The sequence below is a fragment of the Patiriisocius sp. Uisw_047 genome, from assembly GCF_047730165.1.
In the GTDB taxonomy this organism is placed as follows: Bacteria; Bacteroidota; Bacteroidia; order Flavobacteriales; family Flavobacteriaceae; genus Patiriisocius.
In genome coordinates this window covers 1,406,231-1,430,418 of the sequence record NZ_CP159834.1, presented here as the reverse complement: position 1 = coordinate 1,430,418, position 24,188 = coordinate 1,406,231, and the positions used below count along the sequence as shown (strand labels likewise).

Sequence of the window (24,188 nt, the reverse complement as noted above, 5' to 3'; positions counted from 1 at the left end):
CCTTTAGTATGAGAAAATGCCAACAAGTGCATGAAAAATAACAAAATACTTAAAAAATAAAACCTCTTCTGATTTGGACGAGGTATATAGATGGCAACATCACCTGTCTCTTGATTGCATCTCTAGGAGTCTCAACGGCTACCTATATTATGTTACAGAAGCTAGAAAAAGTATTTCCAGAATTGATGAAATCTGCGAAGAATAAAAGCTTGTTAAATGCAATCGTCCCAACCCCTAGAAAAGAACCGAAAGCGTCGTTATCCATGGAAAAATTAGACCGATGTAAAAAGCTTCTGAAATTATAAGGGTTCTGATACGTTAAACTTTGTTTAACGTTCGCTCTCACCTCTTAAACATTTTGTACCTTGCGGTCATAACAGTGAGCACAATGCGATTGGCATAAACTCCTAAAAATTAACGGTATGTTTGGATTATTTAAAAAGAAAACGGAAGCAGAACAACTAGAAACTGAGTATAAAAAAGTACTCAAAGAAGCGTACACCCTTTCCACTACTAATCGAAAACTCAGCGACCAGAAAACAGCAGAGGCAGAAGGAATTCTCAAAAAAATAGAACGTCTAGGGCAAAAGTAATGAGCAAAAAAAAACCTGACAACGTAGTCTTTAATACAGAGCTGGAAAAGTATGATGCTTCTATGAAGCCCTATCCTACTAACTTAGGAGCTCCTCGCATAGAAATCCCCGATACAAATGCTTGGAAAAACCGGAGTGTAAGCAATGTAAATCATCAATTGAAAACAAAGTTTACAGCACTCAAGGAAGCGTATGATTCTATGCTAGATGAGTACAAATACAATCAAAAAATATTTGCTTCAAAATTCTCTTTTGAGCCTATAGTTGGACAAACCTATCACCTTTATGTAAAAGGCGATCAATCTCATTTTCTTTCTATCCTAGCGCCTAATGAATGTTCGTTTGACCACGAAGGCAGCTACTATTTAAACGCAGACCAAATATGGCACAAAAAACAAATATAGACACCCTACAGTTAGGTGACCGCACTTTTACAGAGCGCGAGATGGATCGTATCATTGAGATGGCTTGGGAAGATAGAACGCCTTTTTCGGCAATTGAATTTCAATTTAAAGTCACCGAAAAAGAGGTCATCACTTTAATGCGTCGTAATCTTAAAGAAAGTAGTTTTAAACTATGGCGAAAACGTGTAAACAGCGGGGTAAGCCAGAAGCATCTAAAAAAACGTAGTGATGATATTACGCGTTTTAAATGTAGCAGGCAACGACAAATCACTGGAAATAAAATAAGCAAAAGATAAATAGTATGGAAGAACATCTGAACTACACTTTCCCTACTTCTTATCCTGAAATTTTAAATCGTGTAATTTCAATACAGCCCTCAGATTACGCGCGCTCTCGTAATTTTATAGATGGTGCAGTTACCCAATTATCACCCTATATCTCAAGAGGTACCATTTCCACGGAAATGGTCTATAAACATCTTCTAAAAAGAGATGTAGCATTCTCAACCATAGAAAAATTAGTGCAAGAACTCGCTTGGCGGGATTACTGGCAACAAGTCTGGATTGCTAAAGGAGACGAAATAAATCAAGACCTGAGACATCCTCAAAGTGATGTGGCAAATCAAGAAATCACCGCTGCCATTGTAGAAGCCAATACCGGCATCAAAGCAATCGACACCGCGATTAAAGCTTTATATAAAACTGGGTATCTGCACAACCATAACAGAATGTACATCGCGGCCATCTGTTGCAACATGGCCAAAAACCATTGGCATCATCCTGCACAGTGGATGTACTATCATTTACTCGATGGAGATTGGGCAAGTAATGCGCTCAGCTGGCAATGGGTAGCAGGGAGTAATAGCAATAAAAAATATGTCGCCAATCAAGAAAACATAAATAAGTATTGCCATACTAAGCAGTCTGGCACTTTTTTAGATATCCCTTATGAAGCCTTTAGCGATTTTGAAATTCCTTCAGGATTAAAAAGTAATACGCAGCTCTCCCTTTCAACAGACTTGCCTACTAGTGGCGTTTTAGTTATTTCAGAAGAAAAACCAACGTATCTATTTACCTATTATAATCTAGACCCCAAATGGGCACCTACTGATTCTAATAGCATACTAATCCTTGAACCATCTCATTTTAAAAAATATCCGGTAGGTGAAAAAGCACTGAACTTCGCAATGTCCTTATCAAAAAACATAGAAGGAATCCAGTGCTATGTTGGCGAATTTGATGACTTAAAAAAGAGCTATCCCAAAACAGTATTTCATTTTAAAGAACATCCCACAAACAATCACTTTAAAGGCACAGTACACGATCGCGCTTGGATGTTTGATGTGAAAGGATATTATAGATCATTCTTTGCGTTTTGGAAAAAATGTAAAAAAGAAATTAAGAATAAAACAGTATCTACACAGGTATGAAATTAACGAGAAAAGATATCGATGCGCTTGATAGCGTAAGCCGCCTAAAAATTATAAATGCCGTTACGGGCATTAAGCCCGCAAATTTAATAGGCACTATGAGTGAAGATGGTCTAACCAATGTGGCTATATTTAGTTCTGTAGTGCATTTGGGGAGCAACCCGCCGCTCTTAGGTTTTGTCATGCGACCCCAAGGAGAAGTCCCTAGAAACACGTATCAAAACATTATAAAGACTGGAGTGTATACCATTAATCATATTCATCCAGAATTTGTGGAGCGGGCGCATTACACTTCGGCTAAGTTTGATGCAAACCTCTCAGAGTTTAATCGCTGTAAATTGACAAAGGAATTTATCCCTGGTTTTCACGCTCCCTTTGTAGAAGAAAGCACTTTTAAAATAGGTTTAAGATTTCAGCAAGAAGTAAAGATTGAACGCAATGGAACATCCCTTATTATTGGGGAAATTGAACACCTATTCATTCCTGATGAAGCCATTAATGCGGAACATGAGATTGACTTAGAAAAATCAAATACCGTGGGTATCTCTGGACTCAACAGCTATTACAGTCTCCAGAAAATAGCAGACTATCCATACGCACGTGTGAATGAAACACCGCGATTCTAATATGAAAAAACAGCACTTACCAGAAAAAATATGCCCCGTCTGTGAACGCAGCTTTACCTGGCGTAAAAAATGGGAACGCAACTGGGAGTCTGTTGTCTATTGTAGTGAGAAATGCCGCAGAAATAAAAATAAATAAACCAATGGCGTTTGAATTGGCGTGAGGTTGTAAGAAGTTTAAAATCATATTTTTGAATAATATATCAAGTAAATAAAAATGGAGGTTGCTATTATTTTTCCACATCAGCTTTTTACGGATGCTCCTATGCTAGAAAAAGTAAGTGAGGTCGTATTGATAGAAGAAACGCTCTTCTTTAATCAATTTAATTTTCACAAGCAGAAGTTGGCATTCCACAGAGCGACTATGAAGTGGATGGAACAATTCTTAAGTGAAAAAGGATATCAAGTCACCTATATCAGCGCACAAGAAGCAGAAAGTGACATTAGAGAATGCATTACTAGTCTTGCTAAAAAGGGATTAACTACTTTACATTTTATGGATCCCGTAGATAAGTGGATTGGGCTTCGTATTGCTGAAACGTGCCAAGATCAAAATATTCCCACTCAAGAATACCCATCACAACTCTTTATAAATACAGATGAAAATCTAAGCACCTATTTCAATAAAGATCGCAAGAAATACCAACAGGCCAATTTTTATAAAGCAGAACGAAAACGCCTTGACATTTTAATGAATGATGGAAATCCTATAGGTGGAAAATGGAGCTACGATGCCGAAAACCGAAAGAAATATCCTGCAAAAAAGACACCTCCATCTATTCAGTTTCCTGCGCTAGATAACTTTAAGAAGGAAGCCAAAGCGTATGTGGAGAATCATTTTACAACTAATCTAGGAAGTCTCGATTCATACCCTCTATATCCCACGAATCCCGAAGAAGCGAAAGCGTGGTTGCAGCAATTTTTTGAGCAGCGTTTTCACGAGTTTGGCGTTTATGAAGATGCTATTATAAAAGAAGCATCTATTTTAAATCACAGTGTCATAAGCCCTTTAATAAATGTTGGACTCCTTAGTCCTCAGCAGATTATTACAGCAGCGATTGACTTTTCTGAAATACACGACGTACCGCTGAATTCTCTCGAAGGCTTCGTGCGACAGATTCTAGGCTGGCGAGAATTTATCCGTGGGATGTATGTGAGCCAGGGCACGCCTATGCGTAATAAAAACTACTGGAATCATACACGTAAAATTCCAGCTTCTTTTTATGATGGCACCACTGGCATCCCTCCTATAGACATCACGATCAAGAAGGCACTCACTACTGGATATGCTCATCACATTGAGCGGTTAATGGTATTGGGCAACTTTATGCTCCTGTGTGAGTTTGATCCAGATGAGGTATATGTTTGGTTTATGGAGCTTTTTATTGATAGTTACGACTGGGTGATGGTGCCCAACGTTTACGGAATGAGCCAGTTTGCAGATGGCGGTCTCTTTGCCACTAAGCCTTATATAAGTGGTAGCAACTATTTGATGAAGATGAGCAACTACAAAAAAGGAGATTGGCAACCTATCTGGGATGGATTGTTCTGGAATTTTATGGACAAGCATCGTGCGTTCTTTTTGAAGAATCCTCGTCTGGGGATGTTGGTACGTATGTTTGATAAAATGCCAGAAGCGAAACGGACCACACATCTTAACAATGCAGCGCAGTACTTACGGTCACTAGATTATTAGTTAAAAGATTTTAAAGTATTTCATTATTTTAATTCTGAATTATTTTAACAAAGATATATGGTTGAGAGGATTACAATAAAATGAAATTTGATTTAAATTTGCCACACCAGAAAAAAGGTTTAGTTTCGTAACATACAAATCGTATAATGAACAACAACGCTACATTTTTTAATTTCTGGTATTTCTATTCAAAAGAGAGATCGGGATTTGCTATGTAGATAATTATCATATATCTTATTAAATCCCGAGCAAATTGTTCGGGATTTTTTTTATTTAAAAATTAAATTTATGAGTTTGAGAATCGCCATCCAAGGAATAGAAAGTTCGTTTCACGATCTTGCTGTTCAGCAATTATTTCCAGACACCGAAGTGACACTAGTACCCTGTACATCATTTAAAAAGGTGACTATTGCCTTAGAACAGAACAAGGCAGACATGGGTGTGATCGCTATTGAGAATACCATTGCTGGATCTATACTCCCCAACTATCAATTGATAGACGATGGAAATTTTCAGATTCTGGGCGAGACGTTCTTGACGATAGACATGTATATGATGGCGCTGGCAGGACAGAGTATTCATGATATAGACGAAGTACATTCTCACCCAGTTGCGCTGCAACAATGCAGCGACTACTTATTAAAACTACAACCACATTGTAAAATTATAGAAGGAAAAGACACGGCTTCTGAGGCTAAAAAAATTAAAGAACTTGGTCTTAAAAACGTGGCAGCCATTGCAGGAAAACAGGTGGCTGAAAAATATGGATTGACGATTCTAGATAGACAAATACAAACAATAAAAGAGAATAAAACTAGATTTGTAATCTTAAGTAAGATCGCTGGTAAAAGCGAAGGATACAATAAAGCCTCTTTACGTTTTGAGCTAGGACACGAAATAGGAAGTCTTTCAAATATACTTCAGATTTTAAACACCTTTGATATCAATCTAACAAAGATCCAATCGTTCCCAATACAAGGACAACCTTGGCAGTACTCCTTTTTTGTAGATGTTCTATTTGAAGATTACGCCTTGTTTCAAGAAGTAATAGCTGTTTTAACAAAGGCTGTTTTAAAACTAAAAATACTAGGTACCTACAAGCAGAACCTCAGTAATCAACCCTATCAAGTTTCGGCAGAAAAAGAGTTAACTCAAGAAATACCTAGCGCTGTTTAAGCATAATAATACAAAAAAATGGAAAATAAAAAAGAATTAAGAACGTGGCTCAATAAAATGGAATTAGCACACCCATTAGTTATTGCAGGTCCTTGTAGCGCAGAGACAGAGGATCAATTATTGAAAATCGCTCACCAATTAAAAAATACAGATGCTACCGTTTTACGTGCCGGAATCTGGAAACCTCGCACGCGCCCTGGCAATTTTGAAGGTGTAGGAGCCCTAGGATTAAAATGGTTGCAGCGCGCAAAAGAAGAAACGGGAATGCTCACCACAACAGAAGTGGCAAACGCAAATCACGTAGATCTCGCTTTAAAACATGATGTTGATATTTTATGGATAGGGGCGCGTACGACCGTTTCACCATTTATCGTTCAGGAAATTGCTGATGCCTTGCGTGGTACTGATAAAGTGGTACTCGTAAAAAACCCAGTGAATCCAGATTTATCGCTTTGGCTGGGTGCTGTAGAGCGTTTTCATACGGCAGATATTAATAACCTAGGTGTTATTCACAGAGGATTCTCAACCTACGAGAAAAACACGTACCGTAACAATCCAGAATGGCAGATACCTATAGATTTACAAACTAGGTTTCCAGACCTACCACTTATTCTTGACCCATCTCACATTGCAGGACGTCGTGATTTAATTTTTGACCTTTGCCAGACAGCATTAGATTTGAACTATGATGGTCTTATGGTTGAGACCCATTATGACCCTGACAACGCGTGGAGTGATGCGGCACAGCAAATTACACCTGCAACGCTAGATCAAATGACGGTAGATTTAAAAATAAGAGTAGAAGAAGGTGAAGAGGTGGAGTTTAATAATAAACTAAATACATTGCGCACTAAAATAGACGTAATGGATCATCAACTCATAGAGTCTTTAGGCAAAAGAATGAGGATTGCAGATGAGATTGGGGCTTTAAAGAAACAACAAAACGTCGCCATCCTACAAACAAGAAGATGGAATGAAGTACTTGGTAAAATGATTCTTGAAGGAGAAGAACATAAACTGAGTGAAGAGTTTATTTTAAAAATTTACAAAGCTATACATCAAGAATCTATAAATCACCAACAGAAAGTGATTGTTGGATAAATTTGACACCGAATAAGCTAGCCCTCACCACGTCTCGGGAGGAATAAACAAAAACCACTGCAATAATAATTGCAGTGGTTTTTTTATGTTTTAATCCCAAAGTACAAAACCCCCGCAATCGCAAGTCGAACCAAGAAATGAAATTTTTTATTGGTGTTTTGTGAAGTCATTGGTTTTCTGCGCCCCATAAATAAAGGGACACAGATCTTAATTCCCAATTAATAGTTAAACTTTTTATTATAATAGTATTACTATTATCTTTGTATTCCTATGGAAACATTAAAGATTAACATCACTATAGATCCTGCGCTGTATACTCGCAATCCCGAGAATACAGAATTAGGTAAAAAAATAGTGAGCGAGAGTATCAAGATGATAAATGAACTAGGCTTTGAGGCCTTTACATTTAAAAAATTAGGTGTCGAAATAGGCTCTAATGAAAGTTCTATCTACCGCTATTTTGAGAGTAAACACGTCTTATTAGTGTATCTAATAAGTTGGTATTGGCTTTGGATTGAGTACAAATTAGTTTTTGCGACTAATAATGTTCCTATTTCAGAACAAAAATTAATTTTTGCTTTAGAGATTATCACAAAACGAATCACAGAAGACAACTCGGTGTCATTTATAAATGAAGTTCTGCTTAACAAAGTGATCATTGTAGAGTCATCAAAAGCATATCATACGAAGGATATAGACGTTGAAAATGAAAAAGGATATTATAAGAGCTATAAGCGAGTTGTGCAGCGCGTTAGCGATATCGTTCTCGAAGTAAATCCAACATTTAAATTTCCGCATATGCTCATATCAACGGTGATAGAAGGAGCACATCACCAACGTTATTTTTCGCAACATTTACCTTCCCTAACAGATGTTATTGAAGGTAATAATGACGTTGTCAATTTTTACAAAAATCTAGTTTTAAACGCGATTAAATGAAAGAAATAATGTCACCGTGGAAACGGCTCGTTGGTTTATTAAAGCTTGATAAGAAAGATATCAGACAAATTTTTTATTACGCAATCTTTGCAGGCTTGGTTGCACTTACACTCCCCTTAGGAATACAAGCAATTATCAACCTTATACAAGGGGCTCAAGTATCTACCTCGTGGATTGTGCTTGTTGTTTTAGTGACGCTTGGTGTTGCCTTTCAAGGTATTTTGCAATTAATGCAGATTAGGATTTTAGAGAATATTCAACAGAAAATTTTTACCCGCGCTTCTTTTGAATTTGCATACCGTTTCCCTAAAATAAAAATGGATGAACTCCGTAATTATTATCCGCCAGAGCTTGCAAATCGATTCTTTGATGTGTTGACAATACAAAAAGGGCTTTCAAAAATTTTATTGGATTTTCCTGCCGCTGCATTGCAGATTATTTTTGGCTTGACACTTCTTTCATTTTACCATCCTTTCTTTATCATTTATGGTTTTCTGCTCGTGATCCTTATTTATTTCGCGTTTAAATTTACGGCAAAGCGCGGTCTGGACACCAGCCTCTTAGAGTCTCAAAAGAAATATAAAGTAGCGCATTGGATTCAAGAAGTTTCTCGCTCCTTGGTTAGCTTTAAACTTTCTGGCAGTACAGATTTAGCCATGAGACGTAACGACATTCTTACCACAGAATATCTTGATGCTCGTGAAAACCACTTTAAAGTTTTGGTGCTACAGTTTATACAGCTTATAGGGTTTAAAGTACTAGTTACTGCGGGGCTTCTTGTGATAGGAGGACTATTAGTGTTGAATCAAAAAATGAATATCGGACAGTTTGTTGCTGCTGAAATCATCATTATACTAGTGATAAGCTCAGTTGAAAAACTGATTCAGGGATTAGAATCTTTCTATGATGTGCTTACCTCACTCGAAAAAATAGGTCAGATTGTAGACAAAGAATTAGAGCCACAAGACGGCGAAGATCCATTTATGGTGGACCATCCTTTTATTGTAGAATTAGACAATCTAAAATACACCTCACCTGAAGGCCAAGAAATATTAAGTGATATTGATTTCCAGATTAATCATGACGACCGTATTCTCTTTGACGGTGCGTCTGGAAGTGGAAAAACTACACTGCTTAAAATACTCTCAGGTCTTATAACACCATCAAGTGGCTCTATGTATATTAATAATGTGTCTGTAAAAGGTGTATGGACTAATAAGTATCGTGCACACTTAGGACAGGTGCTTCCGGCACAACTTCCTTTTGAGGGGACTATTTTAGAGAACATCACTTTTGGGAGTAAAAATATTTCACAAGAACGGCTACATAGTGTACTCAAAAACATAGGGTTGGACACGTTTATCAAAGAACAACCCAATGGTATAAACACGCTACTACATCCTGAGGGACAACAAATTCCGTTTACGGTTTCAAAAAGAATCGTTCTAGCACGTGCTATTATTCACAATCCTAAACTCCTTTTATTAAAAGATCCTTTAGAGAATTTTGAGCCCGAAGAAGCTACAAGAATCATTCAATATCTCACAGCTAAAGAAAGACCTTGGGCGCTTGTAGTTTCAAGCCGAAATCCACAATGGAATAAAAACTGTAATCAAACCATTAAAATTTCAGAAGGAAAAATAACGTCAAAAACCAGCACCAATGCTTAATATATCTCACAACCAGCTAAATAAAAAGGTGACGCTTGAGGGATATACATCTTTCAATAAATCATTTACCTCAAAGCACAATGCTCTTTTTAGTAGATTTCTAGGGGTATTTGCCATCATAGTTTTTATCATACTTTTTTTACCGTGGACACAAAATGTGAGCGGTAACGGTTTTGTGACTACACTAACACCGGACCAAAGACCACAAACAATACAGTCTCCCATCCCTGGAAAACTGGAAAAATGGTTTGTGCAAGAAGGAGATTTTGTAAAGAAAGGAGATACGATTCTGTTTATTTCTGAAATCAAAAACGAATACCAAGACCCGCGATTGTTAGAACGAACTAATGAACAGCGCGATGCGAAAAGCAGGTCTGTTGTTTCTTATCAAGAAAAGATAAAAGCCTTAGAAAATCAAGTAGGAGCGCTGGTTAATGAGCGCCAGTTAAAAAGTTTGCAAGGCAAAAACAAACTAAAACAAGCTCGTTTTAAGGTGACAAGCGACAGCATAGATTATAAAGCTTCTCAAACAAATTTAAAAATTGCAGAACGCCAGTTGAAGCGTACAGTAACGTTACAAGAAGAAGGCCTAAAAGCAATAACCGACGTAGAAGAAAAGCGTTTAAAATTTCAGGAGTCACAAGCCAAGCTAATAGGTCAAGAAAATAAACTGCTGGCTAGCCAAAATGAGGTGCTTAATGCGCAATTAGAACTCAATAGAATCAGTGCAGAATATGCAGATAAAATAGCCAAGTCAAGAAGCGATAGGTTTACGGCAGAGTCTATGCAATTCGACACCGAAGCACAGGTGTCAAAACTCGAAAATCAATCTGCCAATTATAGCATTAGAAACTCGCTTCTTTATATCACAGCACCACAAAATGGCTATATAAATAAGGCGATTAAAGGAGGTATCGGCGAAACTTTTAAAGAAGGCGAGCCACTGGTAGGGATTATGCCATCCAACTATGACCTGGCGGTAGAAACTTTTGTGTATCCTATAGATTTGCCCTTGATGCATCTAGGCGAATCTGTACGAATCCAATTTGATGGATGGCCGGCTATATTCTTTAGCGGTTGGCCTAATGCATCTTTTGGGACCTACGCAGGAAAAGTAGTTGCTATTGAAACTTTTATTAGCGATAATGGAAAATTTAGAATCTTAATTGCACCAGATACAGAAGAAGAAGCCTGGCCAGAAAATGTGCGTGTAGGCTCTGGAGCCTACACTATTGCCTTGTTAGAAGATGTGCCTATTTGGTTTGAAATATGGCGTCAACTCAATGGTTTCCCCCCTAATTACTACAGACCAGATAGTAAAATATCTAAAACGGAGCAAAAAAAATGAAGCGGAACATAGGGTATATCATTGTGTTAATGCTAGTTATTTCTTCGGAAATGGCAAGGGGCCAAGCCCTGGCTATTTCAGAAGAAAACACCCTCACTTTTGAGGAGTATCTGGGCTACGTAAAAATGCACCACCCCTTAATGAAACAAGCAGATCTCACTTTAAAAATGGGAGAAGCAAATTTATTAAGAGCCCGCGGCGGCTTTGATCCAAAAATTGAAGTAGATTACAATCGTAAGAAATTTAAAGACACCGAGTACTTTGACCAACTCAATGCCACCTTCAAAATCCCTACTTGGTACGGTGTAGAATTTAAGGCAAATTATGAAGAAAATACAGGTGCTTTTTTAAACCCAAGCTTAACAGTGCCCGAGGATGGATTGTATAGCGCTGGAGTTTCCTTCTCATTAGCACAAGGCTTGCTCATTAATGACCGTATGGCGTCTTTAAAACAGGCACGCTTTTTTAGAGAACAAACAAAAGCAGATCGAGATCTATTGGTGAATAATTTATTATTTGCAGCCAGCAAAGCCTATTTTGATTGGATAGAAGCGAGTAACGAGCAGCGCATTTACAAAAACTTTTTAAGCAACGCAGCTATGCGCTTGCAGGCTATTAAACGTAGCGTAGAAGTTGGTGATATCGCGGCCATAGATATTACGGAGGCTAGAATCGTAGTCCTCAATAGACAATTGAATCTAGAGGCAGCACGTTTGAAAAAACGTAAAGCCGCACTAGTAGCCAGTAATTTTATCTGGCTTGATAACATCCCGATGGAAATAGAAGAAAATGTAGTTCCTACTCTGCCCGCCATAGGTGTTTTAGAAAGTTCGCTATTTATTGAGGGGATCACAAATACTGAAGCATTGCTCACAAGCCATCCTAAACTTAAAAGTCTCGATGCAAAAATTGGAGGATTGTCTATTGACCGTTCGCTCAAAAGAAACAAACTATTACCACAGCTGGATGTACAATATAACTTCCTTTCTGAAAATTACGATCAACTCAATAGTTTTAACACCGCCAATTATAAGGCATTTGTCAATTTTAGTTTTCCGCTATTTTTAAGAAAAGAACGAGGTGATCTACAATTGGCAAATTTAAAGTTGAATGATATCACTTTTGAGAGAACCGCTACTTCCCTAGCGCTTAAAAACAAAATAAATGGAACTCAGGTTGAAATAGCCTCTTTACAAAAACAGACCCTATTGATTGATGAAATTGTAAAAGATTATAGTGCTTTAGTGATGGCAGAAGAGCGTAAGTTCTCATTGGGAGAAAGTTCGTTATTTTTAATAAACGCAAGAGAACAAAAATTAATTGACGCCCAATTGAAAGATAATGAGTTGCGTGTTAAAAACCTAATAGCGACTGCAAATTTATACAATGCCCTAGGTGTTGCTGAACCTATTTTAAACAATGAATAGTACTATGTTATGATTTTATCACAATCCAACACCTTATCGCAAGATATTGACGCTGCCCGTAAAGCTGGTTATACGAGCGACTTTATGTATATAAACAACGCCTTGCGCTGTAGAACGAACAATAAGGATTATAGTAGATATGAGTGCACACTTGTTGAGTATTGTCGCCACGAAGGCATGAATGATCCTGGAGATAGTTCTATCTTATTTTTAATTGAGTGTAAAGACGCTATTAAAGGTTGCTTAACTAGTGCTTACGGAAAAGATGCAGATACAGACCTCACGGAGTTTGTACTTTCTTTACCAAAAAAACTTTAAACTTCGGATATTTAAGTCAAAACAGAATAAATGAGTAAACCATCTTTTATAAGTTCAGCAAAAGAATATCTCCAAATTTTTCTCGGCATCATACTGGCAAGTATTGGTTTGAAGGCATTTTTACTTCCCAATGGGTTTTTAGATGGAGGCGCTACGGGTATTGCTATTTTACTAAGTCGAGTATTTGAAATAAATATTTCTTTAGCATTACTACTCTGCAGCATTCCCTTTCTTATTATTGGAGTCTACACAATTTCTAGGCGTATTTTAATCAAATCTATTATCGCTATCACGCTCTTGTCCATTTCTATTGTATTAGAATCATTTCCAGTTATCACTGAGGATAAATTGTTGATTGCCATTTTTGGAGGTTTGTTTTTAGGCGCTGGGATTGGGCTTTCAATTAGAAATGGCGCAGTACTCGATGGCTCGGAAATACTAGGTGTTTTTATTTATGATAGATTCGGCATTAAAATAGGAAATACAATCTTGATATTTAATATTATCCTATTCTCTATAACCGCTGCACTACTTACTACAGAAATAGCATTATACTCCATTCTTACCTACATTGTTACCGCCAAGGTAATTGACCTTGTTATAGAAGGGTTTGAAGATTTTGTAGGATTTACAATTGTTTCCAGAAAATCAGATTTAATTGAAAAAGCTTTAATAAACGAAATGGGCGTGGGTGCGACTATATATAAAGGAGCGTCAGGCTATGGCAGTTCTGGGAAACAAAATGAAACAAGAATAATACACACGGTCATCAATAGAATAGACATTAGAAAAACCTATCGTGTTTTAAACGAAATAGACTCAGATGCTTTTGTAGTAGAGTTTGATATCAATAATGTAAAAGGAGGTGTATTGAGAAGGTACTTTGACAAAAAGAAGCAAAACAAATTAGCTCATAGTATTCTAGAAACACCTCAGAATCCAGGTGATATTTAAATACCTTTAAAGCTGCATTGATAAAAGAATAAGATCGCGGACTTAGCGCCTTCCGTCAGGAATTATATTTATTACAACGCCTTCATTTCAATATTAATTTTTAGTATTTTTAAAACATGCTATATATTTTACCTTTTATTCTTCTAGTAGCCATAGCCGTATATGCGTTTACCAGAAATAAGAAAAAAACGCTAGCGCTAGCTACTAACGATTGGCATTTGATTTTAATAGCACACGTAGCATTCTACAAAAGGCTAGATGTTAAAAACCAGGCACATTTCAGAAAAAGATTGCAAGCATTTCTAGACGAAGTGTATGTAGAAGGAGTAGACATAGGACTTACAGAGCTTGACTATGTCTTGGTGGCTGCAAGTGCGGTGATTCCAGTTTTTGGCTTTAAAGAATGGCAGTACAACAATTTAAATGGCGTACTTATATATCCTGACAGCTTTAATGAAGACCTAAAATTTCATGATACCGCAGCCGACAAGCGTATTTTAGGGATGGTAGGCACAGGACAATTTGAAGGACAGATGATTTTAAGCCGGAAAGCTTTGCACAGCGGTTTTAGCAATAAGACAGATAAATTAAATACGGGTATCCACGAGTTTATACATCTTATCGATAAAACGGATGGCCTTACAGATGGTTTGCCTAAGCGGTTAATACCTCATAAATATTCTTTGCCTTGGCTTCATTTAATGCATAAAGAAATGGAAGCTATCAATAATAAAAAATCTGATCTTCGTTCTTACGGTGGTACGAGTCAACAAGAGTTTTTTGCTGTCGCAGCAGAGTACTTTTTTGAGCGACCTAAACTGCTAAAAAGGAAACATCCAGCATTGTACAAAATGCTTGAAGACTGTTTTCAAACGCAATCTTATAGTTCGTGGTAAAAAGCAAGTATTTATAATATCAGTAAGAAATCAAGCAAGTATGCGTGGCAGTGAAAGTAACCTTCATCTACTTAGGTTCCATAATTAAAAATACCGCGGTACTGTCGCCTATATTCATTACCTCGTGCCAATCTGTTGTATCATTGTAAAAATGGAAACCTGCAGGAATATCAACGTCTCTGGTTCCTGTTGTATCGGTGATTCTAAACTTACCCCCCACTAAGGTGTAGCCAAAATGCATGGGATGATAGTGCTTTTCATGACCTACTCCTGCCGGAAACGTGCACTTTAAGGTTCTAAGGTTTTCGTTTTCTTCTAGCACTTCGCAAACAGCCACTCCTTTCCATCCCGCCTCTAGAGGGTCTGGAAGATTACTTTTTTCCTCGCAACCATAGAGTAACACTCCCACCAAGAAGAATAGCATGCTTGATAAATAAAATGTATTGACCTTGCTTAGATTTCTTTTTATCATTAGTATAATATATTATCCAGAGTCCAGTCTATCTTTTTCTCCATCGTGGTAAATTTACAGTCTGAAAAGGATATTTCATATACTTCTCTCCTAAAATCAATAAGCTCCATATTAGTATAGACGATATCGTTCTGCACATCTGCTAGTAATTGCCCAGTACTCGAGTAAATAATATTTAACAAAATACCGAAGACCCTATTGGCAAATTTGATTTAAAGAGTGCTCACGCTAAAAAGGCTAAAAATAATAAGGGCATTGGTTTTAAAATTCTAGATAAAACTACGCGAGTTCATCGGCCTTTAAAACCTATAATGAGGGATTACACTTTTGAGTGAGGTAACATTAAACAAATATTTCCGAAGAAATAAGAAACCTTTTAAGATTTCTTTACAAATAGATAGTACCCATTCACTAGTAAAATAGCCACATTGGTAATTATTATAGGAATACTACTTAGCAGTGTCCCGTACGCCACAAATAGGGCACAACCCACAGAGTTAACGAGTCGCAACCTGCGCATATCTTTATTAAAAAATGAAAGTAAGACGAAGAAACTGGCGAGATAGCCTATAATTTCGGTGGGATTGATTTCCATATGAGCTTGTGTTATATTCAATAATTTATAGCAGCAAATTTAATCGTTCCTCAACTCCTTAGGCAAAATCCTGTGAAACTTTTTAACCCTTGTTGTAAAAATATTTTTTCAAATTTCGTGGCATTGTTAATGCTTTTTTGAGATGTAAAAGTATATATTTCAACAAAATTATTTTGACTTAGTTCTCGTCCAGCTCTTATAGTTATGTCCCCATAATGCAAATAAGAGAATGATGGCGTAACACGGAATTAAAATCCAGTAACTGCTTGTTGATGCTTGTGCCATGGCATCTGCCTCCTGCAAGCCGTCTGTAATTAATTCTTGCTTATTTGCATCTACCATCCTACCATATAAAGGCGGGATAATGGCACCACCCGAAATTGCCATAATTAAAAGTGCTGATGCTGTCTTCGTAAACTTCCCTAATCCCTGTAAAGTCAATGGCCATATTGCTGGCCATACTAGTGCATTTGCAATACCTAAAGCAGCTACAAATATTACAGATGTGAAACCCGTCGTATTTAGAATGCAGACACTAAAAACAATACCCAATATGGCGCTTGCGATTAAAGCTGTTTTTTGTTTTACATATTTAGGTATTAAGAAAACTCCCAAAGCATAGGTTGCGACCATTGCTAATAAGGTATAGGTTGTAAAATATTTAGCTTCTTCACCAGTAAACCCGAGTGAAATACCATAGGCGATAATCGTATCCCCAGCAATTACCTCAGCACCTACATAAACAAATAGCGCTAAGACCCCCAACCATAAATTTGGGAATTGAAAAATACTTGTTTTGGCCGTTTCCCCTTCCGCTATTGCTTCATTTTCATCTGCTTCCACATTAGGTAGTGGTGCTTTTCTTATTAAGACCCCTAATAAAAACAATACAATTGCCATGACTAAATAAGGCATAAAAACGCTGTCTGCCATGGTATCGAGTAACACCGTTTTTTCTGATAAGGTCGCGCCACTTAATTTTTCTTTTGTTTCATCAATTCCTGATAATAGTAATGCTCCAAAAATAAGAGCTCCCAAGGCACCTGCTGTTTTATTGGCAATTCCCATAATTGCAATACGCTTCGCACCACTCTCAATAGGGCCTAAAATAGTAATGTAAGGGTTTGCTGCTGTTTGTAAAATGGTCATCCCTACGCCTTGAATAAAAATACCAGCTAAAAACACCCAGTAGGTTCTTGCTTCTGCTGCGGGTATAAAAACCAAAGCACCAACTCCCATAATAATTAAGCCTAAAGACATTCCTTTTTTGTAACCTATTTTATTTAAGAGATAAGAGGCAGGTAATGCCATTAACACAAATGAAATATAAGAGGCAGACGCTACTAAATAAGACTGTGCATCTGTTAGTTCATTTATCGTTTTCATAAAAGGAATGAGCGCCCCGTTGATCCAGGTCACAAATCCGAAAATGAAAAATAAACTCGCAATAATTACAATTGCTACCGTGTTGTTTTTTTTATTCATATAGCTTTACTTAAAATACTAGTTGATTGTTTTTAAGACTCGGTTTACAAAATACAACAATTTTTGATTTTCCATTTTGAGTAAAATATGTGCCTATAGTACTGACGTATTTTTCCTTAAAAGTTCTTTCTATACTGTTTCAGAAAAAATTCTATCAATTTGAATTGATTTTTGGTGCTGTCTAGGCTGTGTTCTGTGTAGTTTGTTTTGAAATACCTATCGTTATTTAGGTAATCTGTCAAAAAGCGTGGCCCCATTATCTATATCATTGTTTGTACCGATAAAAGCAATTATTTATGATGACAGGTGCAAATGAATCTTTTCCCATTAGCAATGCGCTCCCTTCACTGCCTATGTATTCTGGGAAAACTGGTCTAGAAGTAAAAAAGGTGAGCAATAGTCTGTAAAGCACTCATATATACATTGGCAAATACCTGACGGATTAAATTACCTATAGGTAAACCATAACCGGCTTTGGCAGCAAACAAACTTTTGTCTTTTGGTAAATTATCCCTATTACTTAGGTTCCCTTTTATTATGGCCTTATTTACTGGTTCTTTAAATAGTATGGTTTTGCATAGGTGCAAATAAATTTTTTGTACTTACAAAAATTTCTAAAACCAATTTATAAGTAGCTCTGTAAACAGGAAGTTCTGTGTGTAATGCCATTTTTAAAAAATAAAAATCGTCCGCCTAAGGCGGCACTATTTAAATTACTCACCCACTCTTATTTCCTTAAAAGGTGTTCGTGAGACCGCTTCGCTAAATTGTTAAATAACTAAATTGTTAAAAAGCTCGAACAGCACGCACGAATTTTGTGCTGTCCTTAACGTAGTTGTACTGAAAACCATTGGAGAAACGCTGTAGCCACGCGACATTGCTATCGTCCTCCGTAGAACTCCAGTAGTAATTCCCGTTTAAAGCTGCTCCATTACCTCCAATATAATAATCACCATACATAAGGTTTAATTCTCTTTTGGTAGGTAGTCGCCAATCCATAAATTTTGCACCGTTAACATCGTGATTATTCGCATCGCTTAATAAATCGTTTGCCTCATACCAGCTGGAAAGCCCTTGGTCTCGCATTGCTACTACCAAACCGTGTTTACCACCATCACGAACTGCTATTACATAACCTCCTAACTCTGGGTAAAGGGTGTTTACAGTGTAGGTAGGTGTAGCATTCGTTTCAGAACTTCCTGATGTTTTTGCATACAATGCATAAGGCACACTTAATAACTGGCTTGCACCCGTCAAGGTGTAAGTATCACCTCCTTCTGGGTCCATTTCTGTTTGTATAAAATAACTATCTCCACCCCAGTCTATCGCAGCAAAATCACCACTAATCACACTTCCTGTACCTATCGCTAAAGTCACTAAACCATTATCATTGGTCGTGACTGTTTGCGTTTCTACATACACCGCTGTACCCGTTGCTGTGTTTTGTAAAATGCTTAATCGCATACCTACTGCTTGGTTATTAATTAAATTATCATTGCTGTCGCTCAAAACGGCCTGATAACTCATCTTTTCTGGAGATTGAGCAAAACTACTTGCAGTAATTAATACCGCTACTAAAAATGTAAATACTTTTTTCATAGGTAATCTTATTTTTTAATGGCGTCTGTTAATTTTTGTGCTGTTTTTAAGTATTCTAAATTTATGCTTTATACATAGTTTAAAACGTTGAAAGGTCTACATATTAAACAATCGTTATACGCTTTGTGCTTCCTCGTTTTTATTGGGCATTATAATATGCGAAGCTAACACTTAATTCATTAAGCATGAGATTTAATGTTAAGTGAGGATAAAAATGAGACCTAAAGTTTATCTAATACTTGGGGAATACGGCACTTTCGCGGTAATTTTAACTTTAAGCTTATGATTTGATTAATTGTTGTAAAATTATAATGAACATCTAATAGAATTCAATATCTAAAGATGATATTTAAAATCAAATACTATTGGCGCACTAAAATCTAAATATTCTGTACCTATGTTGTACCCAACGCACAAAAAAAGCCTTCACATTTCTGTGAAGGCTTTTTATTACTAGTAGCGGGAACTGGACTCGAACCAGTGACCTTCGGGTTATGAGCCCGACGAGCTACCTACTGCTCTATCCCGCGATGTTCGTTTGAAAACTTCAAACTTAACCCCAAATATTTCACTTTAGCTTTTAACTATACGGTTCATAATGCCACCGAAATTATTGGACTGCAAAGATACAAACCCTTTTTACGCTTTGCAAGAACAAAATGATAAATATTTAATATTTAAATAGCATAAATAGTAAATTCTCTATAGGTTCATCTAGGGTATGTAATTATTGCTTCCGCAGTCTAACTTTAGGGGCTGCTTCTGCATTAAAAACTACCTCTTACCCTCAAGCTGTATGGCTTTAATTGCAGTAGTATATATGCTTTCGTTTTTAAAGTGCTTGTCTCATTATCATCTGAAAATTTCTGTTAACGCTTATATTATTGGAGCCTTAAGCAAGTTTATACACAATTATATTGTGTGTATGTCCTTTATTCTGAATCTCATTCATTGACCCCATACGTTTCTCCCTCACACGTGATAACCATAGACGGTGTGAAAGCAAAACACGAATGTCATTAATAATTATTTAAAATAGAATACTATGTGCATACCTTTTTCACCACTTGTAGACTGGGAAATGCGCACTTTTCTCATAGGCATCTGTGCACTAGTATGTGTTATTCTCATCGCAGTTGTACATCGTCTTTAGCAAAGTAAGGACAGCACTAAAACACCTGGAGAGGATGAAACGTTCCCTAAATATTTTTAGAAATATACTTTCTAAAAGACCTATGCAGGGTATGTATAGTCCCTTGAAGCGCAGGAGCCATTTATAAATACACCTGCTTATCTTCTTCAGCAATCCAACTCATCGCCTCCAATCTATCTTCCGTTTTAAAACTTTTTATGGTTGTAGATAAGAAAATATTCTCCAGTTTACTGCACATTTGCAACCATTTTCTATCTGTAACAAGTACGACTTTACTGAACTCTCCATGATGTTCTGTGTGAAACTTGATCCCTTTTAAGATGGCAGCAAATGAAAATTTTTCTATATTATCGTCCTCCAGATATAGATTTACTTTTATAAATTCATTCATTTTATCAAGAATCACTATGTGTAGCTTTTCAATCGCTTTCACATCAATATCATCACTAATTATAAAACCTACTATGTGATCTGCAAACGCAAAAGATGACGACATAAAATTAAAACGTGTTGGTTAATTTTTTAAGATACAAAATTATTGCTCAATGCTCGCTACAGAAAATTGAGACAACACAGCATTGTCGTAACTCACACTTAGCTCCATTGGGTTGCAACATACCTCACAGTCCTCCACATATGTTTGATGGGACACAGAAGTATCCAGCAACATAGAGATTTCTTCCCAGCAATACGGGCATTGAAAAAAGTGCTCTTCCATTTATATAATCTATCGTTTTTACTTCGGAAATAATAGTGCCTAACTCGCCGGTATTACTTGGACCATTTATCTAAGGACACAGTAACTACTTCCCATTCTTCCATAAGCTTCTTGACCATATCTTTCTTCTTTTGATACTTATCAAAAAAGTCTGGCTTGGCTATAGCCTCATCATAGTTAATGGCAAGTTCCACATCTATTTCTTTAACCTCTCGTTCTAGCTTATTGATAGTAGACTCTATCTTACTCAACTTATTGGTGAGTGATTTAATTTTCTTTTGGGCCTCATAGGACTGCTTCCCGCCAGCCGCATCTGCTTTAACCTCTTTAGCTACTACCGTACGTTTTTCTGCCTCACGTAGGTTCTCTATATTTCGTTGCTCTAAGAAATAATCAATATCGCCTAGATACTCTTTTATCTTATGATCTTTAAACTCGTAGACTTTGTCTGTCAAGCCTTGTAAGAAATCTCTATCGTGACTTACTAACAACATCGTCCCTTTAAAGTTTTTACACGCGTCTTTTAGTACATTTTTAGACTTAATATCAAGGTGGTTTGTTGGCTCATCCATTACCAGCACATTAAATGGCTGCAGCAATAATTTTGCTAAGGCGAGACGATTACGCTCCCCTCCACTTAATACACGCACATACTTATCTACTTCATCCCCTCTAAAAAGAAAAGACCCTAAGATGTTTCTAACCAGTGGTCGTGTTCGTTCATCTGCGGCATCAAGCATGGTATCTTCTACCGTTTTTGTACCGTCTAGATAGTCTGCTTGATTTTGGGCAAAGTAGCCTATCTGTACATTATGACCTAGCTCTAAAACCCCGCCATGCGGAATTTCATCCACAATAATTTTTGCTAAGGTTGATTTTCCTTGTCCGTTCTGTCCAACAAATGCAACTTTTGCATCACGCTCGATCATCAGGTCAACCCCTCTTAATACTTCTTTATCACCGTAACTTTTTGAAATGTTTTTGGCCTCAATGACTACTTTACCTGGAATAACACTAATAGGAAAACGTAGCGACATCACAGAGTTGTCATCTTCATCTACTACAATACGGTCTATTTTATCTAGCTTCTTTACAAGCGATTGTGCCATCGTTGCCTTACTGGCCTTGGCCTTAAACTTTGAGATCAACTTTTCTGTATGCTCGATCTGCTTTTGCTGATTTTTTTGAGAAGCCAATTGCTGCTCACGAAGTTCTTGTCGCTGCACCAGATACTGTGTATATGGCTTATTATAGTCATAGATTTTCCCAAGTGAGATTTCGATCGTTCTATTGGTCACATTATCTAAAAACATTTTATCGTGACTTACCACCACAACGGCACCTTGATAGTTTCTTAAAAACTCTTCTAACCATAAGATAGATTCTATATCTAAGTGATTGGTAGGCTCATCTAGGAGTAGGATATCATTGTTCTGGAGTAATAATTTAGCAAGCTCGATACGCATACGCCATCCTCCAGAAAAAGTCTCTGTAATCTTATTAAAATCTTCTCTTTGAAATCCTAGTCCTTGTAAAATACGCTCCGTCTCTCCTTGATAATTATACCCGCCGTGTATCTCATATTGCTGCTGCACCTCATTGAGGTCAATCATCAATTGGTTATAGCCTTCGCTCTCATAGTCCGTTCTCGTGGCTAACTGCGTATTTATCTCCTCAAGCTGCTTCTCGTATTTTTTAATTTCAATAAAAGCTTGGTACGACTCCTCTAAAACGGTACGGCCTTTTGTAAAATCTATATCCTGTTTTAAGAAACCAATAGACACCTCTTTATCCATGGCAATAGAACCCTCGTCATATTCCTGTTCGCCAGAAATAATTTTAAGCAAGGTAGATTTACCCGCTCCGTTCTTCCCAACGAGTCCTACACGGGTTCCAGCACCTAATTGAAAAGTGATTTTTTCAAATAGATACTCGCCTTGAAATGAGACAGATAAGTTATGTATATTAAGCATAGATAGTATTGATTAAAAAGAACACAATCGCTGCATTCATTTTTTGCAAAGATGCTTAATTTTGCAGAGCAAAAAAAATTTGTATTAGCCCGAAATCTTACTATTTCAATTTTGTAAAATAAGCCACTTATTAATATCTATCAGAAATTTCATAAAATCTAATATAGCATGAAAGGAACCAAACTTTATAGCATTTTTACCAGCACCTGTCCTGTTTGTCATATAGGTAAAATGTATACCAATAGTAATCCCTATAACATTCCAAAAACACTAGATATGCATGAGCGTTGCTCCCATTGTAATACTAAATATAAAATGGAACCTTTCTTCTTTTATGGTGCAATGTACGTGAGTTATGGTGTTGGGGTTGCCATCGCCACCATTACGTTTGTACTCGTATATTTGGGGCTTCAGTTTAGTATATTTGCTTCGTTTATGTCATTAATTGCTACATTAGTGCTGTTGTTCCCAATAACAGCAAGGATCTCAAGAAATATCTGGATTAACATGTTTTTAAAATACGATAAGGAGAAAGCTAAGGTTTCAGAAAACGATTGATGTCTATGGCTGAAGGCAGCTCGACTCCCTCCTCTAATTGCTGAAACAACCACAAAGAAACTAAGGGCGCCATAGAAAGCCCTCTCGTTCCTAATCCATTTAAAAAAGCAACCTGAGGGGTGTCTCTCAATGCTCCAGTAAGCGGCCTTCTATCTTTTATAGTAGGACGTACACCCGCAACTTGAGCTACGACTTCAAAAGGACAAGAAATCATTTTATTTAATTTTGAAAAGATTTCTTCGCGCTTCTCCATAGATATTGCGCTATCATATACGTGGCGATCATAAGTAGCCCCTATTTTATACAGGTCGTCCCCTAAGGGTATCAACATCATTCCTCCTTTAAGAATACTCGCTACCTTCAGTTTTGGCGCTTTTACAATAACATAATCTCCTTTATTTCCAATAAAAACAGATTTATTAGTAAACGGTCCTTGGTATGGATAAAATGGATTGTCGATTACTTTTGCGCCTTCCGCAAAAACAATGTGCGTCGCTTCCCATTCTTTATAGTGTACTTTATTTTCTTCTAGCGTGACTTGAGAATAATCAAACACCGCTTCTATAAATGTTCCTTCTTTTCTTAATCGCTCCGCATAGGAGGCAAGTAATTTTGATGCGCTTAAAAGATGTCCCCCTTTAACTGCGCCCAGCTTAAAAGGAGCGACCACACTATCGTTTTGTGAAGATTCAATAGAAGGGTTTAGAAACGTTTTAAGTTCGTTTCGATCACTCGCAATCATCCAGTCATTTTGCTCTTCTATTGAGTTTAAAATGCGCTCTATTTTTACTTCGGAAATGAGCTGCTCATTAAGATGGCGCTCTATTTCTTTATAAAAAGGGATGGCTTTCTGTTGAAATTCGCTGGCCCTCCAAGCTGCCGTAAACCGTTTAAGCACTGTAGGATTTAAAACCCCTCCAGATGTGGTTGTGGCTCCGTCCTTTTTATCTGCTATGACAACAAATGATTTATTGGCACGTCGCAACGTTTCAGCAAACGAAAGGCCGGCAATGCCAAACCCTACAATAAGATATTCTACGTTCTTCACGAACCAAAGATAC

At 37.1% G+C, this 24,188-nt stretch carries 27 protein-coding genes and 1 tRNA gene; 18 read left to right on the top strand and 10 right to left on the bottom strand.

The features are described 5' to 3' along the window. Positions 1–56 precede the first annotated feature (56 nt). The 17 genes from ABXT71_RS06395 to ABXT71_RS06315 all read left to right on the top strand — a co-directional run bounded on the left by ABXT71_RS06395 (position 57) and on the right by ABXT71_RS06315 (position 14,574). Positions 57–305 carry a malate:quinone oxidoreductase gene (locus ABXT71_RS06395; RefSeq protein ID WP_415373074.1) on the top strand — a complete coding sequence of 83 codons (249 nt, stop codon included), beginning with the start codon at positions 57–59 and terminating at the stop codon, positions 303–305. A 117-nt stretch (positions 306–422) separates the two neighbouring features. Continuing rightward, the gene (locus ABXT71_RS06390; RefSeq protein ID WP_415373011.1) at positions 423–593 is read left to right on the top strand and encodes a Lacal_2735 family protein; all 171 of its coding nucleotides are present in this window, start codon (positions 423–425) and stop codon (positions 591–593) included. After that, entirely contained in the window at positions 593–997 is a 405-nt protein-coding gene (locus tag ABXT71_RS06385) for a DUF2452 domain-containing protein (protein WP_415373010.1), read from the top strand. Before ABXT71_RS06390 ends, ABXT71_RS06385 begins: the two co-directional genes overlap by 1 nt. Beyond that, positions 976–1,293: a TIGR03643 family protein gene (locus ABXT71_RS06380; protein WP_415373009.1), complete on the top strand. Its 318-nt coding sequence runs from the start codon at positions 976–978 to the stop codon at positions 1,291–1,293. Before ABXT71_RS06385 ends, ABXT71_RS06380 begins: the two co-directional genes overlap by 22 nt. Before the next feature lie 5 nt (positions 1,294–1,298). Further along, on the top strand, positions 1,299–2,426 hold the full coding sequence (locus ABXT71_RS06375) for an FAD-binding domain-containing protein (RefSeq protein ID WP_415373008.1): 1,128 nt from the start codon (positions 1,299–1,301) through the stop codon (positions 2,424–2,426). Continuing rightward, entirely contained in the window at positions 2,423–3,052 is a 630-nt protein-coding gene (locus tag ABXT71_RS06370) for a flavin reductase family protein (protein WP_415373007.1), read from the top strand. Before ABXT71_RS06375 ends, ABXT71_RS06370 begins: the two co-directional genes overlap by 4 nt. A 1-nt stretch (position 3,053) precedes the next feature. After that, on the top strand, positions 3,054–3,188 hold the full coding sequence (locus ABXT71_RS06365; RefSeq protein ID WP_415373006.1) for a DUF2256 domain-containing protein: 135 nt from the start codon (positions 3,054–3,056) through the stop codon (positions 3,186–3,188). A gap of 78 nt (positions 3,189–3,266) precedes the next feature. Further along, positions 3,267–4,745: a cryptochrome/photolyase family protein gene (locus ABXT71_RS06360; RefSeq protein WP_415373005.1), complete on the top strand. Its 1,479-nt coding sequence runs from the start codon at positions 3,267–3,269 to the stop codon at positions 4,743–4,745. Between the two features lie 288 nt (positions 4,746–5,033). Next, positions 5,034–5,921, top strand: coding sequence for a prephenate dehydratase (locus ABXT71_RS06355; RefSeq protein ID WP_415373004.1), 888 nt, complete (start codon positions 5,034–5,036; stop codon positions 5,919–5,921). Positions 5,922–5,939: 18 nt separating this feature from the next. Continuing rightward, complete coding sequence (locus ABXT71_RS06350; protein WP_415373003.1) at positions 5,940–7,022, top strand: chorismate mutase; 1,083 nt, start codon at positions 5,940–5,942, stop codon at positions 7,020–7,022. 270 nt (positions 7,023–7,292) lie between these two features. Further along, positions 7,293–7,961, top strand: a complete 669-nt coding sequence (locus tag ABXT71_RS06345; RefSeq protein WP_415373002.1) for a TetR/AcrR family transcriptional regulator — start codon at positions 7,293–7,295, stop codon at positions 7,959–7,961. After that, positions 7,958–9,631 carry a peptidase domain-containing ABC transporter gene (locus ABXT71_RS06340; RefSeq protein WP_415373001.1) on the top strand — a complete coding sequence of 558 codons (1,674 nt, stop codon included), beginning with the start codon at positions 7,958–7,960 and terminating at the stop codon, positions 9,629–9,631. Before ABXT71_RS06345 ends, ABXT71_RS06340 begins: the two co-directional genes overlap by 4 nt. Beyond that, positions 9,624–10,979: an HlyD family secretion protein gene (locus ABXT71_RS06335; RefSeq protein WP_415373000.1), complete on the top strand. Its 1,356-nt coding sequence runs from the start codon at positions 9,624–9,626 to the stop codon at positions 10,977–10,979. Before ABXT71_RS06340 ends, ABXT71_RS06335 begins: the two co-directional genes overlap by 8 nt. Further along, positions 10,976–12,406, top strand: coding sequence for a TolC family protein (locus ABXT71_RS06330; protein ID WP_415372999.1), 1,431 nt, complete (start codon positions 10,976–10,978; stop codon positions 12,404–12,406). The genes ABXT71_RS06335 and ABXT71_RS06330 overlap by 4 nt, the downstream gene beginning before the upstream one ends. A 9-nt stretch (positions 12,407–12,415) precedes the next feature. Beyond that, positions 12,416–12,724 carry a hypothetical protein gene (locus tag ABXT71_RS06325; RefSeq protein ID WP_415372998.1) on the top strand — a complete coding sequence of 103 codons (309 nt, stop codon included), beginning with the start codon at positions 12,416–12,418 and terminating at the stop codon, positions 12,722–12,724. A gap of 30 nt (positions 12,725–12,754) precedes the next feature. Next, positions 12,755–13,678 (top strand): YitT family protein, encoded by a 924-nt coding sequence (locus ABXT71_RS06320; RefSeq protein ID WP_415372997.1) that lies wholly within the window; start codon positions 12,755–12,757, stop codon positions 13,676–13,678. A gap of 116 nt (positions 13,679–13,794) precedes the next feature. Beyond that, a complete protein-coding gene (locus ABXT71_RS06315) occupies positions 13,795–14,574 on the top strand; it encodes a zinc-dependent peptidase (protein ID WP_415372996.1) in 780 nt (259 codons plus the stop codon). A gap of 67 nt (positions 14,575–14,641) precedes the next feature. On the opposite strand, the gene ABXT71_RS06310 is transcribed toward ABXT71_RS06315, so the two are convergent. The 9 genes from ABXT71_RS06310 to ABXT71_RS06270 form a co-directional block, all read right to left on the bottom strand. Continuing rightward, positions 14,642–15,046, bottom strand: a complete 405-nt coding sequence (locus ABXT71_RS06310; protein ID WP_415372995.1) for a cupin domain-containing protein — start codon at positions 15,044–15,046, stop codon at positions 14,642–14,644. Next, entirely contained in the window at positions 15,046–15,228 is a 183-nt protein-coding gene (locus ABXT71_RS06305) for a hypothetical protein (protein WP_415372994.1), read from the bottom strand. Before ABXT71_RS06305 ends, ABXT71_RS06310 begins: the two co-directional genes overlap by 1 nt. 194 nt (positions 15,229–15,422) lie before the next feature. Continuing rightward, complete coding sequence (locus ABXT71_RS06300) at positions 15,423–15,641, bottom strand: YgjV family protein (protein WP_415372993.1); 219 nt, start codon at positions 15,639–15,641, stop codon at positions 15,423–15,425. Between the two features lie 168 nt (positions 15,642–15,809). Then, a complete protein-coding gene (locus ABXT71_RS06295) occupies positions 15,810–17,126 on the bottom strand; it encodes a sugar MFS transporter (protein WP_415372992.1) in 1,317 nt (438 codons plus the stop codon). A gap of 786 nt (positions 17,127–17,912) precedes the next feature. Next, on the bottom strand, positions 17,913–18,725 hold the full coding sequence (locus ABXT71_RS06290) for a DUF1566 domain-containing protein (RefSeq protein ID WP_415372991.1): 813 nt from the start codon (positions 18,723–18,725) through the stop codon (positions 17,913–17,915). 457 nt (positions 18,726–19,182) lie between these two features. Next, positions 19,183–19,255: transfer RNA gene (locus ABXT71_RS06285), tRNA-Met, on the bottom strand. Positions 19,256–19,999: 744 nt separating this feature from the next. Beyond that, entirely contained in the window at positions 20,000–20,374 is a 375-nt protein-coding gene (locus ABXT71_RS06280) for an STAS/SEC14 domain-containing protein (protein ID WP_415372990.1), read from the bottom strand. Between the two features lie 39 nt (positions 20,375–20,413). After that, positions 20,414–20,596, bottom strand: a complete 183-nt coding sequence (locus tag ABXT71_RS06275; RefSeq protein ID WP_415372989.1) for a CPXCG motif-containing cysteine-rich protein — start codon at positions 20,594–20,596, stop codon at positions 20,414–20,416. Between the two features lie 53 nt (positions 20,597–20,649). Further along, positions 20,650–22,569 carry an ABC-F family ATP-binding cassette domain-containing protein gene (locus ABXT71_RS06270; RefSeq protein WP_415372988.1) on the bottom strand — a complete coding sequence of 640 codons (1,920 nt, stop codon included), beginning with the start codon at positions 22,567–22,569 and terminating at the stop codon, positions 20,650–20,652. Between the two features lie 168 nt (positions 22,570–22,737). Here ABXT71_RS06270 and ABXT71_RS06265 point away from each other — a divergent pair, with 168 nt between their 5' ends. Further along, on the top strand, positions 22,738–23,127 hold the full coding sequence (locus ABXT71_RS06265; RefSeq protein ID WP_415372987.1) for a DUF983 domain-containing protein: 390 nt from the start codon (positions 22,738–22,740) through the stop codon (positions 23,125–23,127). Here the strand turns inward: ABXT71_RS06265 and ABXT71_RS06260 are convergent. Next, on the bottom strand, positions 23,105–24,175 hold the full coding sequence (locus ABXT71_RS06260) for an NAD(P)/FAD-dependent oxidoreductase (RefSeq protein WP_415372986.1): 1,071 nt from the start codon (positions 24,173–24,175) through the stop codon (positions 23,105–23,107). The two genes, ABXT71_RS06265 and ABXT71_RS06260, sit on opposite strands and share 23 nt — an antisense overlap. Positions 24,176–24,188: the final 13 nt, after the last annotated feature.

Coding starts and splice junctions, on each gene's coding strand:
- ABXT71_RS06300 (WP_415372993.1), bottom strand. CDS start 15,641: ATGGAAATCAATCCCACCGAAATTATAGGCTATCTCGCCAGTTTCTTC.
- ABXT71_RS06340 (WP_415373001.1), top strand. CDS start 7,958: ATGAAAGAAATAATGTCACCGTGGAAACGGCTCGTTGGTTTATTAAAG.
- ABXT71_RS06295 (WP_415372992.1), bottom strand. CDS start 17,126: ATGAATAAAAAAAACAACACGGTAGCAATTGTAATTATTGCGAGTTTA.
- ABXT71_RS06325 (WP_415372998.1), top strand. CDS start 12,416: ATGATTTTATCACAATCCAACACCTTATCGCAAGATATTGACGCTGCC.
- ABXT71_RS06335 (WP_415373000.1), top strand. CDS start 9,624: ATGCTTAATATATCTCACAACCAGCTAAATAAAAAGGTGACGCTTGAG.
- ABXT71_RS06310 (WP_415372995.1), bottom strand. CDS start 15,046: ATGATAAAAAGAAATCTAAGCAAGGTCAATACATTTTATTTATCAAGC.
- ABXT71_RS06370 (WP_415373007.1), top strand. CDS start 2,423: ATGAAATTAACGAGAAAAGATATCGATGCGCTTGATAGCGTAAGCCGC.
- ABXT71_RS06270 (WP_415372988.1), bottom strand. CDS start 22,569: ATGCTTAATATACATAACTTATCTGTCTCATTTCAAGGCGAGTATCTA.
- ABXT71_RS06330 (WP_415372999.1), top strand. CDS start 10,976: ATGAAGCGGAACATAGGGTATATCATTGTGTTAATGCTAGTTATTTCT.
- ABXT71_RS06275 (WP_415372989.1), bottom strand. CDS start 20,596: ATGGAAGAGCACTTTTTTCAATGCCCGTATTGCTGGGAAGAAATCTCT.
- ABXT71_RS06315 (WP_415372996.1), top strand. CDS start 13,795: ATGCTATATATTTTACCTTTTATTCTTCTAGTAGCCATAGCCGTATAT.
- ABXT71_RS06290 (WP_415372991.1), bottom strand. CDS start 18,725: ATGAAAAAAGTATTTACATTTTTAGTAGCGGTATTAATTACTGCAAGT.
- ABXT71_RS06345 (WP_415373002.1), top strand. CDS start 7,293: ATGGAAACATTAAAGATTAACATCACTATAGATCCTGCGCTGTATACT.
- ABXT71_RS06350 (WP_415373003.1), top strand. CDS start 5,940: ATGGAAAATAAAAAAGAATTAAGAACGTGGCTCAATAAAATGGAATTA.
- ABXT71_RS06355 (WP_415373004.1), top strand. CDS start 5,034: ATGAGTTTGAGAATCGCCATCCAAGGAATAGAAAGTTCGTTTCACGAT.
- ABXT71_RS06385 (WP_415373010.1), top strand. CDS start 593: ATGAGCAAAAAAAAACCTGACAACGTAGTCTTTAATACAGAGCTGGAA.
- ABXT71_RS06380 (WP_415373009.1), top strand. CDS start 976: ATGGCACAAAAAACAAATATAGACACCCTACAGTTAGGTGACCGCACT.
- ABXT71_RS06320 (WP_415372997.1), top strand. CDS start 12,755: ATGAGTAAACCATCTTTTATAAGTTCAGCAAAAGAATATCTCCAAATT.
- ABXT71_RS06265 (WP_415372987.1), top strand. CDS start 22,738: ATGAAAGGAACCAAACTTTATAGCATTTTTACCAGCACCTGTCCTGTT.
- ABXT71_RS06390 (WP_415373011.1), top strand. CDS start 423: ATGTTTGGATTATTTAAAAAGAAAACGGAAGCAGAACAACTAGAAACT.
- ABXT71_RS06375 (WP_415373008.1), top strand. CDS start 1,299: ATGGAAGAACATCTGAACTACACTTTCCCTACTTCTTATCCTGAAATT.
- ABXT71_RS06365 (WP_415373006.1), top strand. CDS start 3,054: ATGAAAAAACAGCACTTACCAGAAAAAATATGCCCCGTCTGTGAACGC.
- ABXT71_RS06280 (WP_415372990.1), bottom strand. CDS start 20,374: ATGTCGTCATCTTTTGCGTTTGCAGATCACATAGTAGGTTTTATAATT.
- ABXT71_RS06360 (WP_415373005.1), top strand. CDS start 3,267: ATGGAGGTTGCTATTATTTTTCCACATCAGCTTTTTACGGATGCTCCT.